This window comes from Pseudomonas sp. TMP9, from assembly GCF_037943105.1.
In the GTDB taxonomy this organism is placed as follows: domain Bacteria; phylum Pseudomonadota; class Gammaproteobacteria; order Pseudomonadales; family Pseudomonadaceae; genus Aquipseudomonas.
Genome location: NZ_CP149803.1, coordinates 2,519,082 through 2,532,830, shown reverse-complemented (window position 1 = coordinate 2,532,830; position 13,749 = coordinate 2,519,082). Strand labels below are relative to the sequence as shown.

At 61.5% G+C, this 13,749-nt stretch carries 9 protein-coding genes; 8 read left to right on the top strand and 1 reads right to left on the bottom strand.

Annotated elements, in window-relative coordinates; all coding sequences use genetic code 11:
• The first annotated feature begins 298 nt into the window (after window positions 1-298).
• Together WF513_RS12045 and WF513_RS12040 are read left to right on the top strand one after the other, a co-directional pair.
• Window positions 299-583, top strand: coding sequence for a hypothetical protein (locus WF513_RS12045; RefSeq protein ID WP_339079623.1), 285 nt, complete (start codon window positions 299-301; stop codon window positions 581-583).
• Window positions 583-1,377, top strand: a complete 795-nt coding sequence (locus tag WF513_RS12040) for a Bro-N domain-containing protein (RefSeq protein ID WP_339079622.1) — start codon at window positions 583-585, stop codon at window positions 1,375-1,377. Before WF513_RS12045 ends, WF513_RS12040 begins: the two co-directional genes overlap by 1 nt.
• Here WF513_RS12040 and WF513_RS12035 read toward each other — a convergent pair.
• Window positions 1,367-2,110: an HIRAN domain-containing protein gene (locus WF513_RS12035; protein WP_339079621.1), complete on the bottom strand. Its 744-nt coding sequence runs from the start codon at window positions 2,108-2,110 to the stop codon at window positions 1,367-1,369. The genes WF513_RS12040 and WF513_RS12035 overlap by 11 nt on opposite strands.
• A 123-nt stretch (window positions 2,111-2,233) precedes the next feature.
• Here WF513_RS12035 and WF513_RS12030 point away from each other — a divergent pair, with 123 nt between their 5' ends.
• The 6 genes from WF513_RS12030 (at window position 2,234) to WF513_RS12005 (ending at window position 13,748) form a co-directional block, all read left to right on the top strand.
• Entirely contained in the window at window positions 2,234-5,914 is a 3,681-nt protein-coding gene (locus WF513_RS12030; protein ID WP_339079620.1) for a phage tail length tape measure family protein, read from the top strand.
• The gene (locus tag WF513_RS12025) at window positions 5,914-6,345 is read left to right on the top strand and encodes a hypothetical protein (RefSeq protein ID WP_339079619.1); all 432 of its coding nucleotides are present in this window, start codon (window positions 5,914-5,916) and stop codon (window positions 6,343-6,345) included. The genes WF513_RS12030 and WF513_RS12025 overlap by 1 nt, the downstream gene beginning before the upstream one ends.
• 66 nt (window positions 6,346-6,411) lie before the next feature.
• Window positions 6,412-10,005, top strand: coding sequence for a hypothetical protein (locus WF513_RS12020; protein WP_339079618.1), 3,594 nt, complete (start codon window positions 6,412-6,414; stop codon window positions 10,003-10,005).
• Window positions 10,006-11,185: 1,180 nt separating this feature from the next.
• Window positions 11,186-11,746 carry a hypothetical protein gene (locus WF513_RS12015; RefSeq protein WP_339079617.1) on the top strand — a complete coding sequence of 187 codons (561 nt, stop codon included), beginning with the start codon at window positions 11,186-11,188 and terminating at the stop codon, window positions 11,744-11,746.
• Window positions 11,746-13,512 (top strand): hypothetical protein, encoded by a 1,767-nt coding sequence (locus tag WF513_RS12010; RefSeq protein WP_339079616.1) that lies wholly within the window; start codon window positions 11,746-11,748, stop codon window positions 13,510-13,512. The genes WF513_RS12015 and WF513_RS12010 overlap by 1 nt, the downstream gene beginning before the upstream one ends.
• Window positions 13,512-13,748, top strand: coding sequence for a hypothetical protein (locus WF513_RS12005; protein ID WP_339079615.1), 237 nt, complete (start codon window positions 13,512-13,514; stop codon window positions 13,746-13,748). The genes WF513_RS12010 and WF513_RS12005 overlap by 1 nt, the downstream gene beginning before the upstream one ends.
• The last annotated feature ends 1 nt before the right edge of the window (window position 13,749 follow it).

Below are 13,749 nucleotides of genomic sequence, written 5' to 3'. Positions count from 1 at the left end.
CCCAGGTTGGTCGAACGCACGGTGCACTATCACTGCACCGTTGACGCGCCGCCGTTCTGGGTTTACCTTTGCCCGTACCGCTGTATATCCAGCGGCACGGGTTTGGTCGCCCGGTCAGCTATGGCGCACAGCGCCGCGAGAGCGGTTTTTTTGTGCCCGCTTTATGGCGGGCTGTGCGTGGGAGGGCTTCGGCCCTGCCGGGTCCCATAGCCCCGGTCGACCAACCTGCGCACAGTTCGCCACCCTTTCTGTTTGGTCGCAGTGGTGACGAACTCCAGTCCAGCTATGGAGATCCATCATGTCTACTCGCAACCCAATTGCTTCAGCCGTAACCCGTCACCGTGCATTCGGCGATGTGTCGCGCGGCGTATCCGTATTTGCTGTGCAACAAGGCGTGTCGGCTGTCGACGCGCTGGAGTACGCGCTGTGCCTGCTGAGTACGGTTAGCGCCTCGGTGAAAATGGTGGCGGATGCTGCCGATCATGAGGACGATCAGAAAATTAACTGGTCCACCTACTACCTGTTGGAGTCGGTAGAGGCGTTGCTTAGCTCTTCAATCAGCGGTTTGCGGGAGGCGAAGTGATGAGCCTGCCGATGGAGTTTTCGTTTGATGGTGCCGCCGTACGCGTGGTGCTGGTGGACGGCGAGCCATGGTGGGTGGCTGCTGATGTTTGCGGTGCTTTGGCTATCACCAACGCCCGCGATGCACTGAGCCGTTTGGATGATGATGAGAAGGGTGTCGCTTTAACCGACACCCTTGGTGGCAATCAACAACTGAGCATCGTCAATGAGTCCGGTCTTTACTCGTTGATCTTCAAAAGCCGTAAGGCCGAGGCTAAGCGCTTCAAGAAGTGGGTTACCGCTGAGGTGCTGCCGAGCATTCGCAAGCACGGCACCTACGTGATGCCCGCGGTTGAGTTTGAGCAGCCGCCTGCGCCGCTGGCCTCGCACGTTGAGGCGGATGAGATTGTCAGCGCTGGCCGCGTGTTCCGCGCGCTGTACACCACCGGTCGGGCCATGGGCATGGCGCGCCGGCTGGCCGCCACCCGCGCCAACCAAGCCGCCACCCGCACAACGGGTATCGACCTAGCGGCCGAACTAGGTGCCAGCCAATGGCTGGATGGGCCGGATTTGCCAGAGCCGCAACGCAAGCAGTACGAATTGCAGCAACGCATACGGGCTCACCTTGTGGCCAATAACTGGCCACAAGGCTTTAGCGGCCAGCAGCTGATACAGGCCCTGGCCTTGATTAATGACCGGGGCACGCAAATGGCCGTAGGCACCGCGTTGCAGCTGTTGGGCTACAAGCGGGTGCGGCTCTCCACCGGTTGCCGGCCTTATGTGTATGAGCTGACTACGTTGCCGGCTATTGCGTAGTAGTGGTGCCTGCAAGTAGTTCGCGGGCTTTGTCGATGCGCTTGATAAGGTCTTGGTGGGGCTTTGTGTCTTCGAATGCATAGCCTCCACCTTTTTTTACAAACTCCTGGCTTAGGTAAAGGTCCGCTATGTTCAGCCAGCGTTCGCACACCTCTACTTCTGCGACGTAGTTCTGAGCCTTGCGTTGGAGAATGGCCACGCGCTGGAAAAAGATCGGGCGCGGTATCCGCCGTTGCCCGTTGGGGGTATTCCAGAACTCAAGCTCTTCTCCTATGCAGCAGTCGACCATGGTTTCCAGATCGTCTTTGTGGCTATACGAGAGTTCGTATCGGGTTTGGCGTGCCTTTGAGGCTGGGTCTCTGGGTTGGTAAACGGGCTCATCGTATATTTCATCGTCGTCGTCTTCGTCACCTTCCTCACCCTGTATCTGGATTGTCAGGGTGACGCCGTAGAGCTGCCCGTCTTTCCCACCATTTATGGCGTGCACCGTTGCGTCTACGTTGAATTCTTCAAGGTGGGGCAGAATACGCTCGGCTACATCGCGCTTGAGGTAGCCGATCTGGAAACTGGCAACGTAAACCGCCACTGCATTTTCGTCGTGAGGGTTTTCCGGTTCGGGCTCTAGCTGCGCGTACATGCCGGGTTGTACGTGATGTTTGATGATGGTTTGCCGTGGTTCGCCATCTGGGTTGTTGAATGACTCCCCGACTACGGCGCAGATGAAAGATTTCATGCTCTATACCTCTTCCCTGATTTTTGGGCGTAAAGGCTAAAAGCTACTACGTTGCCGGTTGGTTTTGCTAGTCGTTGTCCTTTCCCCCGCTGCGGCGGGTTTTTTATTACCTGGAGAAAAGTCATGGCCTTTGACCGGCTGATCCAACTCACCCTGCGCGCCCGTAACTTCCTGTCGGGTGATGTGCAGCCGGCTACCGACTCTATGCGCGAGCTGGCCGAAGAAGGCCAGCGCCTCAAGGCGAGCATGGAGGATGTGGGCCGTGCCCGCGGGTTTGCCCGCTCGCTGCGAGATAGCCAGCAGGCCACTGAGGGGTTGTCCCGCGCCCAGGCGGATGCCCGCGCCACGCTGGATGATCTGACCCGTGAGCTGGGCGACAACGCCGAAGCCACTGCCGGCCAGCGCATTGCCATGCGCGAGGCCCGGCGCACGCTGGATGAAGCCGAGCGCGCTTATAAGAAAAACCAGAGCGCTATCAAAAACCTGACCACCGACTTAAAACAGATGGGGGTGGATACCGACAACGTAACGGCCGAAGAGAAACGCCTGGCCGCAGAGTTGGAGGATGGCAAGAAGGCGCTGGGCGATAACCGTGACGCCATCAAGCAAAAGCGCGTTGAGGAAAAGAAAGCCGCTGACACAACCAAAGAGCACGCGGATCGGGTGGATGCAGCCCGTGGCTTTATGGCCAACGGTGCCAAGCAAGTGCTGGCGTTCGCCGCTGCCTATGTGTCGCTCAGTGCGGTAATGGGTTTGGTGCAAGGCGGTCTAAGGCTAGTTGCCCAGGGTATTCGCGCTGTCGCCCTGGATGGTTCGGAGAAACAGCAGGCGCTCGGGCAGCTAGAGGCAGCGCTGGCGTCTACCGGGCGTCAGGCTGAGTTCACGGCAAAGCAGCTGCTGGATATGGCGGATGCGGCCGAGGCCAGCTCGATGCTGACTGCTGAGCAGGTGCAGTCTGCTCAGGCGCGCCTGCTGTCGTACACCGATGTGGCGGCCACTGAGTTCCCGCGTGCTATGCAGATCATCATTGATCAGCAGCAGCGCCTTGGTATCAGTGTTGAGCAGTCAGCGGAGATCGTAGGGCGTGCGCTGCAATCGCCATCCGAGGCCATCACCACGCTGGGCCGACAGGGCTTCAAGCTGGAGGATGGGCAGAAGCGCCTGCTGAGGCAGCTAGAGGCCACCGGTAAAACGGCTGAGGCCCAAGCCATCATCATGGATATGCTGAGCGAGGCCTACGGCGGCTCGGCGGCGGCAGCGCGCCTCAACACGGCGGCGGGCTTATGGAAGGGGCTAGGTGATCGCGTTGGTGACTTTGCCAGCCGCGTTGCTAACTCAGGCGCGTTCGACTTCATCCAGCGCAAGCTGGTGGAGCTAAGCGATTACTTGGATGAAATGGCCAATGATGGCCGGCTTGATAAGTTAGCCGAGGCGCTGAGTAATGCATTTATTCAAGGTGCGGAGAAGGTAGAGGAGTTCGCACTAAAGCTTCTGGATGTCGACTTCAAAACCCTGACCGATGATAGCGCTGCATGGTTGAACCAGTTTGGGCGCAACATCGACAAAACTGTTTCAGCGCTGCAGATGATGACGGCGCCTATTCGTATTGCCTCGAACGTGCTGACCGGATTTATGGCCGCTGCTGGTACGGCCTTTACAGCGTTAGCGGGCACGGCGCTTTCTGTCATGGCGACTGTAGCCAAGGCTGTGCCGGATGCACTAGGTGGCAAGGTGCTGGTCGCCGGTATTGAGTCTGCGCTCGACAAGGTTTTTGCCCTGATGGAAGGCCTTGCGGGCCAGGTTGCGCAGGATGGCCGGGATATTACCGACACCTTTTCCGGTATTGGTAGCAGTGGCGAGAGGGCCGCTGAGAAGATTGATAAGTCTTGGAAGAAAATCGACCGCAGCGCAGAAGTAGCCCGCAAAAAATCGGAGGAGCTTGCCGATGCTGTGACGCGGGCGAACTTCAAGATCACAGGTCTTGGCCAGGCAATGGCGGCCATCAAGTTCGCCGACTCCGCTGATGAGTTGCGGTTGATCAAGGTCGCACTGGAAGAGGCCTTTGATAAGAAACTAATCGACCAATCGGGGCTGGAAACAACGCTCGCTGCCGTTGCTGAGCGTATGAAGATCGTCGAGGCTTCTACCAGGGGCGCAACTGCTGCCGATAAAGAGCAGTCGGTTGCCGTAGCCAAGCTGAAGGCTGAGCAGCAGGCGCTGCTTGAGCAGCGTTTGAAAGATGAAATATCGCTGGAGGCATATCAGAAGCGGCATAACGAGTTGGCTGTTGAGATTGCGCAGCTTACTCAAGGGGTGGGTGATGCCACCCTCTCTATTAAAAGTTACCAAGATGCACAGGAAGCATTCAGCTCTGCCGGTACGGTTGCTGAGTTGGAGGCATTAAAGAAAGCGTTATTCAACGCGTACAACAGCAAGGCCATCAGCCTTGAGCAATTTCAAGAGCAGCACAATGCCGCGTCGGTTGCTATCCAGAAGCTGGGTGGTGCGTCACGCAGCATGGGTGATGATGTAAAGGGTGCAACCGGTGAGCTGCAAAACCTGGCTGATGTGCAATCCGCTATCGCCAGCGCCAAAACTGACGTTGAGTTCAACAACATCCGCGCCGCCCTGCGGCGGATGCTTAATGACGGGCTGATTGGCGCTACTGAATACAACAAGGCGCTGGATGAAACCAATACCAAACAGAAGGAGCTGAAGGGCGCTGTCGTAGATACAGGCAACGCCGGTAAGGATGCAGGCGAGAAGCTCACCGACTCTCAAATCGCCTACAACAAAGCGCTTGAAGACGGCATTGTTACCAACGAAGAGCTGCGCCGCATCTCCGGCAAGCGCATGGAAGAAGAGCGCCGCGCCAGTGGCGAGGCCATGGAGCGCAGCCGTAAGGATGGCGACGACACCAAGCGTGACATCAGCGCCTTCGAGGATTTCTTCGGCGGCGTCATCAGCCGCGCCCGTGAGCCCTTGGCGGCGATGAGTGCGGCGGCGTTGGAGTTTTACGACCGCCTGCGCGGCATCTCATCGGTGGATGTGTCTGTCGATACCGGCAGCCTAGACGCCACCCGCGATTCACTGGAGCGCGTGACCAAAGCCCTGGGCGATGTGCAGGCCGAGGCCGCTAAACCGATGATCAGCGGGCTAGGGCGCTGGCAGTTGGAGACGCAACAAGCCAGCCTGAAAACCCAACAAGCCTTCCTCGGGCAAAAAGCGGCGCTGCAAAACCTGACTGAAACCTACGCCCGTGGCGATATCTCGGCCAAGCAGTTTGTGGCCAGTGCCAGCTCGATGCGCCGCGCGCTCAGCCTGCTCGATGACAGCGACCTCAGCGGCCTAGAGTCCGCCATCAGCGCGGCCCAGCAGCGCATGGAACAAATGAACCAATCCACGCGCGGCACGCTGGAAGGGCTGATGGATGAGCTGGACGGCCTGCAAGGCCGCACCGAAGAGATCGAGCGGCGCAAATTCGCCAGCCGTCAGCGCGAGCTGCAAACCCAGCTGGCCGAAGCGCAAGCCGGTGGCGACTCCCAAGCCGTGGCCAATGCCCAACGGGCGCTGGGCATGTTGCGCCAGATCGAGGCCGAAACCGCGCAGCAGCGCCAACGCACCGAGCAAGAGAAACGCATCGAGGCTAACAAGCCCGCCGCCACGGCAGCGCCCGCCACACCGGGCAAAACCATCCGGCTGGAAAATGCCAACGGCAAATCTGTAGACGTGGCCATCAACTCGGCCAGTGATGAAACCAACTTGCTGAGCATCCTCGAAGATGCTGGGCTAAGGGCTCTGTGATGGCATTAACCCTAGGCAGCATCAACCTGGCCGACAACCCCGACTTGGCCGGCGAGCAACTTGAGTGGACGGACGAATGGGACTGGGACCCCGTGGAGCAAAACCAAGAGCGCAGCCTGAGCGGCGCACTGATCGTGCAGGAGGGCCGCAGCAAACTGTACGGCCGCCCCATCACCCTCAGCAGCAACGGTGGCGCGTACTTCACCTTGGCCAAAGTGCGCGAGCTGGAAGCGCTGGCCGCCGTGCGCGTGATCGTGATGCTACTCACCCTGCCAACCGGGGCGCAGCATTACGTGACATGGAACCGCGCCGCCGGCCCATCGGTACAAGCCAAGCCCATGTGGCGCACGGTTAACGCCAGCAACGACTGGCTGCATGAGCTGACCCTGCGGCTCATCACCGTGGCACCCCCTGCACCGCCCGCGCCCTAACCCGCGCTTACCCCAACAACCCTTTAAGCCCGCCGCGTGCGGGCTTTTTTGTGCCCGGAGATAGGCATGGCGATTAACAAAACTGACATCAAGCTGCTCAAATCCCAGCGCCTAACCGATGAGAATGACGGCGGTGGCCGTGCTACCGGTGAGGCCGTGATCGATGCGCAGGTGAATAACCTGTTCCCCGATATCAGCCGGCTCGACCGTACAGCAGGCCGCATCAACCTGCGCAAAGTCTCCGCCGGCGTGATGACCAGCAACGCCGATGCCTACCTAGGCGCGCACGGCATCATCACCGAAGGCCCAGCCGACCCGCGCGTGAGCGTGCTGCTGTTCAACACCGGCAGCCAAACCGATGTGCGCAGCGATGCGCAAAACGCCATTGAGAGTTACGTGGCCGCCGCATCGCCTGCGCAGTTTGAGTTGCTCGGTACCCAGCTGGCCGGCCAGCGCGCCATCGCCTGCGTGCAGCGCGAAGAGCAGCGCATGCCCGAGGTCGGTGACGTGTACCAATTGGCCACCGCCACCCATCAGCAGTACGTGCAACTGGCCGGCGTTGAGGCGCGGTTGGAGCAGTTCACCTATGACTACGGCAACGGCAACTTCATCAACTTCACCCGTCGCCGGTTGGACCTGTCCATCAGCGCGCCGCTGCTGCAAGAGTTCCCCGGTGGCCAGGTCAGCCCGGCCGGTACCGGTGCCACCAGCCTGGACGGCAAAGCCAAGGCCCGCGTGTTGAGCACGCAAATTGCCGATGCCGCGCGCTACTTCGGCATCAGCCCGCTGGCTGAGGCCGTGGCACAAGGTGCGCTGAGCCTGCGGGTTAAAAGCGTGTACTCGCAACTGGTGCCCAGCACCACCAAAGAGAGCGCCCTGGTCGATTTACTCGGCGGTTACCAGCGGCAAATCTACGTGGCCGCTGGCCCGGCACGCTCAGTCAGCCTGACGGTTGCTGCCGGCGCAGTGGCGGGGGAGTCCCGCACGTTCCTCGGTACCGGCTGCGCACCCGGCTCACTGAGCCTAACCGCCAACGGCGGCACCTTTGCCGATGACAGCAAGGGCGGCGTGCGTTTTGTCAGCGGCAGCAACTGGATCAGCAGCGGGCTGGTGGATTACCAAACCGGCGAAGTCACCCTCACGCGCACCGGCACAAGCTGGGCCGGCAGTGCCAGCGCGGTGTACGCACCCGGCGCGGCGGCTACTGGCGAGACTATTACCGGCGAGCTGGAGATTGCCCTGGGCAACCGTGGCTACGTCTACACCCTCAACCTGTCGGGCGCGGTGCCGCGTGCCGGCACCTTGTCGGTCAGTTACATGGCGCTGGGCAAATGGTATGAGCTGCGCGACTACGGCGACGGCCTGCTCACAGGCGAGGGCGCGGGCACCATCAGTTTTGGTTCCGGCACGGTATCGCTCACCCTCAATGCCCTGCCGGATGTGGGCAGCTCGCTGATTTACAGCTACGTCAGCTCAGCCGACAACGCCATTGTGCAGCGCGCGGGCGGCAGCGTGGTGCCCGTGCTTGAGGTGCGCCACACTTTGCCAGAGGGCGGCGTGCTGCCCGGTTCGGTCAGCATCAGCTACACCGCCGGCACGGCGCGCACCCTCACTGATGACGGCAAAGGCAACCTCACCGGCACCGGCGGCACGGGCACCATCGCCTATGCCAGCGGTGAGATTGTCATGCTGCTCAGCGCCACCCCGGCAGGCGGCATCACTTACAGCTACCAGCAGGGCGCTCTGGTCGATACACCGCTAAGTGTTACCAGCGACGGCAGCGGCATGGCCACGTTTACTTTGCCCGGCGCGCCACTTAAACCCGGCAGCGTGCGGGTGGGTTGGCTAACCACCCAACGGCAAGCCGCGCCCGCATTTATCGGCACCGTCGCACTGCCCGTGTATGACACCAATCTCGATGTCGCCCAAGCGGCGTCCGACAACGGTAACGGTGGCTGGCAGGGCGGCCGCACGGGCACTATCAACTACAGCACCGGCGCCTGCACCCTACAAGTGGCGAGGCTCTACACATACGTTGAGCACACCTACGCCAACATCGCGCAAGACGTGCTCGGTGCGCCCTATAGCAGTGGCGCGCCCGTGCTTGTGAAGGTCACGGTGCCGAAACTGGTCACCACCAACGTCCAGCTGCGCGAGCAGTTCGGCGGCACACTCTCAGCGCAAGCCCAAGCAGCGGGCGTGAGCGTAACGCCAAAAACCAGCAGCCAAGCGCAGCCGCCGATCACCGTTAACCTGCTGCCCAGCATCGCCCAGAGCATCGTCCCCGGCTCGCTGTTGTTTAGCTGGAATGGCTCACTGTACTGCGACCGCTCCGGCCTGCTGTACCGCGATGTAGCCAGCAACACCAACGGCGGCGTAGCGGTGGGCACGGTTAACTATGCTGCGCGCACGGCCACGCTCAGCAGCTACATCGGCAACGCCTCAGGCCCGGTCAGTATTCTGGCCTGCCTCACGGCAGCCGTAGGCTTTAGCGTAACCGGTGCAACGTTTCGCACCCCTGGTGCGCCGCTGCGCGCAGCCAGCATGCAAATCACCGTGGTGCGTACGGATACGGCGCAGGTGGTCACGGCTGTGGCCAACCTCAACGGCGAGTTCGCCAGCGGCATCGTGCGTGGCAGTGTCGATGTGGCTACTGGCATTGTGCGGCTGGCGTTTACAACCAACCCGGCGGATGAAACCGGCGCAAGTGACGTGCCCGTCATCCCGCTGTTGCTGCGCTACAACGCTGTGGTGCAAACCCGCTTGCCGCTTAACGCCGGCCTGCTGGGGCTCGACCCGGTGCGCTTGCCATCCGATGGCCGCGTGCCGATCTACCGTGACGGCGAGGTGCTGGTGATCCACCACACCGCTGAAACCTTCATCGCCTCGCCCACGGCGGGCGGCACCGTGCTGCTCGATCGCCAGCAACAGGCCGAGATTGAGGTGGTAGACGGCAACGGCCTGCTGCTGCGCGCGACCTCTTACAGCGTAAACCGCGAGCTGGGCAGCGTGACCTGGGCCAACCCGTTGGTGATGCAAGATGCACAGGCCAACCCACTGAGCCTGCCGCTGATCATCCGTGACCGCGTGGAGCACATGGCCATGTGCACCGACGTGCAAATCACCGGTGTGCTGGGCATCAGCTCACCGCTGCCGTGGGATCTGCCCGCCACTGCAGCGCAGGTATCCAGCGCCGTGGCCTGGGGGGATTTACAAGCGCGGGTGTGGAACTGGTTCACCCAGCAAACGTGGAGCCAAGGCGCACCCAACTGGACGGACCAGGTGCAAGGCAACACCACGACGGCGCAGTACAACAGCCTGAGTTTCCCGCAGGTGATCACCAACGCCGGCGCCATCGTCGGTAAGTGGGCACTGGTGTTCACCAGCGCCACGGCCTTTAACGTGGTGGAAGAAAAGCTCGGCGTTATCAGCGCCGGCAACACCAGCAGCGACTGCTCACCCATCAACGCCCTCACCAACCAACCCTACTTCACCATCCGCAAGGAAGGCTGGGGCAGCGGCTGGGCGGCGGGTAATGCGGTGCGCTTTAACACAGACGCCGCCCTCGGCCCGATGTGGGTTATCCGCACCGTGATCAGCGGGCAGGGCACGGTGGATGACGATCAATTCAAGCTACAGATCAGAGGGGATGCAGACTGATGGCTACTGCTTATCATCGGGATCAGGCTGGGGCGCCGACTTATGCCTTTGGAACAAATGGTGCGGTTGGGTTTGCCGCCTTCAAAGCCATTGCTAAGGCATGTCTTGTAACGGGTTATGCCGGTCGTGCTGCGGCTGGGTGGGAGCTTACTGCGGAGAGCACTAATTACCTCGTTCTTCGAACCGGCAATCATAGTGGCTATGTATGTTTTTCGTGGCCGCAGTCTGCGAACTACATGATGGTGTATTTAGCTGAAACCTACGAAGGAGTCAGTTCAAATGTCATGGTTGGGCAGGGCCTCAAATCTGGTATCGCCTCAGCAAATTCTGCACAGCAGCGCGTGTATCTAGTCCACGCCGTATACGCTACCAACACTAGTTCATGGGTGATGGTCGCAGATGAAAAGACCTTTTTGCTGTGTATGGCTGGGGGCTCCCAGAGCACTCCTCTCACTTATGACACGTACAGCGTGATGCTGTACGTCGGGGAGGATTCTGAAGGCCGGCTGATCTCAATGGGTGGAGTCAACTCAGGAAGCGACACAAATCCCAGATGCTATTTCGACGGGAACAACGGGTTCACTAGCCTGCGTGATCCAGCAACGGGTCTTTTAGTGGGCTCTGGTAGCTTGGTGAATGTGAGTACTCCCGGTCTTGACGCACAAACTAGGACTCCTACATCGAGCATCTCTCTGATGAGCGAGATCAGTCTGTGTCCAGCATATTGGTCTAGCAGCGGGACGGTTTCAGGTAGATTGCGCGGCATCGCCCTCAGTCCTCTTTTTCTGAAAAGCTGGGAGAACCACGCAGCACGATCGCTCGGCGCTCCAAGTGACATCACGCTAAGAACAATGAACACTCTAATAGACTTGGGTGGGGGTGCTTCGTATTTCGTCTCAGCGAAGTCAGGCGCATCCTCGTTTTTCTTGCTGACCGACGCGGCCAGGTTCTGGCAATGACCGCTATAACCGAAGAGTTCATCAGACTGATTCCTTCTTTTGTCGCTGCGCCCCAGGTTTCGCTGCGATTTCGGCTCTTGCGCGAGGGGGAGGTTACAAGTACTGGGAAGCAAATCAGGATGTACAGGTCTGCGGATTCGGTTGGGCAGTTGTCTGCCGTTTTCTCGGCGGAACCGGGAGATGGCGAGCTTACCCGTTTGGGCCGCTTTGACTTAGCCACGATGCAATCACAAGACTGGTTTCTCATTGGCCTTGATGACGCGCCTCCGCCAAGAGTTCGCGCGGCTTACCTCACTCTAACGGAGTCCGGCACCTACACCTTCAACATCACCAGCGGTGAAGGCGGCGGTACCCCAGGTACGCCTGCGGTTGTTCAAGCCCGCGTGCGTGTCGACGGCCTGCTGGCCTCGCGCGAAGTGGTGCTGGTGGAAAAACCCAGTGACGGCCAGTGGCGCATGGCCGGCTACGGGCCAACGCCCGACGGTGAAGGCACCATTGATGTGCGCGTGACCGATGGCAGCCTCTATGCCCTGGGGGTGGATGACTGGGGCACAGCGTTCACCGCTGACCTGGCGGTGACTGCGGGCCAAACCATCCGCCCCAGCCAGTACAGCGGCTGGCTCTACCGCATCACCGAGCCCGGCACCCTGCCAGCCACCGAGCCGCAATGGTGGGCGGCTGAAGGTGACAACGTGCCGCGCCTGCTGGGCACGGCCCGCGCCATTGCCGTGCGCTATTACCAACCCTTGGCCCATGGGCCGGTACCTGTCGAGATACTCTAATGCTCTCAGTACACGTAGGGGGCCGCTGGTCTAAGGCGCGCCCGGTTTCTGCGCGCCCGGCTGTTGCGCCCTGGGGTGCCACGCTGCCGCTGGGGCTGGAGGCGCAAGTGGCCTGGCAGCAGGCGGTGGGCCGCGACCAAAGCAACGCGCTGCGGTGGGATGAGCTGTCCGCCAAGGACATGCTCGCCACCCCAATCTGGGGCGCGGCTGCCCTAGCAGACGGCCACACCCAAGCCGCGCCGTGGAGCGCGGTACCGGCTAAGGATTGCGGCATCAGCGGCCGGTGGGACCACTCCATCCGCCCGCGTGATGTGCGCTTGGTGCTGATCTACAACCCCATGCCGGCCAAGAAGGACGTGCAGGTGGCCACCACCTCACGCCGGGTGGATGCCTACGGCCCGCGCTATGACGCCGCAGCGGCCTTGCAGGCCAGCCTGTATGTGCCGGGTGCCGGGGCGCTGGCGTTCAACTTTGGCGGCCGGCCGTACTTCCCGCCCAGCTCGGCGCAGGTGTTCTTCAACTTCCAGTACACGCCGGCCCGGCCGCGCATACAGCCGGTTGATAGCGGCGGCAGTGTGCGCTGGCAGGACGCCCGCCGCCTCAACCTCAGCGCCCGCTTGCCATGGGGCAAGGCGCGGCGGCTGGACGGCCCGCTCACTGGCATCGTCTACCCGGATTACAGCGGCCCGGTTAAACCGCTGCCGGTACCGCCCACCGACCCTGAACTGCTGGATACCTACATGATCGCCAACACAGTCAACCTGGTGGTGCTGCCCAGCCGCACGCCGCTGGAAGCCAAAAACGTGCGCCTCGGTTGGGACGCTGATTCGTTTAGCTGGAAGTTCAGCGCGGATATTTTCACCCAAGCCGCGCTGGAGCTGGTCAAGCCCAACGCCGCCGGCGCGAAAGAGATCGAGGTCGATATCAACGGCTGGACGTGGGTGGTGCTGGTGGAGCGCTACAGCCGCCAACTCAAATTCGCCAGCGAGGCGTACAACATCAGCGGGGCCACCCGCACCCAACTGCTGGCCGCGCCTTACGCGCCGCTGCGCACCGGCCTCAACGCCGCGCCTATCACCGCGCTGCAAGCGGCCACCGAGCAACTGCTGTACACCGGCTTTACCCTGACCTGGAATGCCGAAACAGTCGGCCCGGCGGACTGGACCTTCCCGGCTGGCACCTTCAGCTACCAGAGCCAAACCGCCATGCAGGTGATTGCCCGCATTGCGGAAACCGTGGGCGCCATCGTGCGCCCGGCGCGTAACAGCGATGCGCTGGAGATTCGCCCGCGCTACCCCGTGCCGCCATGGGAGTGGGGGCAGATCGACGCGCCGATTGATCGCATCATCCCGCCCGCCATGATGACTCAGCTCAACGGCGACTGGACGCCTCAGCCAGCATGGAACGCCTGCTATGTGTCCGGTACCAGCAGCGGTGTATCGATGTTGGTACGCCGCGCCGGCACAGCAGGCGACAACCCAACGGCGGACGTGTTCGACGACTGGCTAACCGGCGAGGCCGCCAACCGCGCCCGTGGCGTGCACGAGCTGAGCAAGGGCGGCAACATCGAGATCGTTGGTTTTACCCTGCCGCTGTTCCCGTTTGCGGATGACAAGGGCGTGGGCCTGGTACTGCCCGGCATGCTCTGCCGCGTGCCGGAGGAAGCAGGTGCGTGGGAAGGGCTGTGCCTGGCCGTGGACATCAGCGCCGAAGGCACCGGCGCAAGCCGCGTGCAGCAGCAGCTCAAGCTAGAGAGGCACCACTGATGGCCACCACCAACCCCTGGAAAAAGTTCATCGGCCTACTACCCGGCGGCGTGCGCACCGTCGCCACCGTCATCAGCATCAACACCAGCGCTGGCATCAGCGAGGTAGAGCTACGCACCGGCACCCGCGTAGCCGTGCGCGGCATCGACGTGCCCACCGGCAGCAAAGCCTACATCGCCGACGGCGTAATCACCGGGCCGGCGCCGAACTTGCTGCATTACGATGTGGATGTGTGAG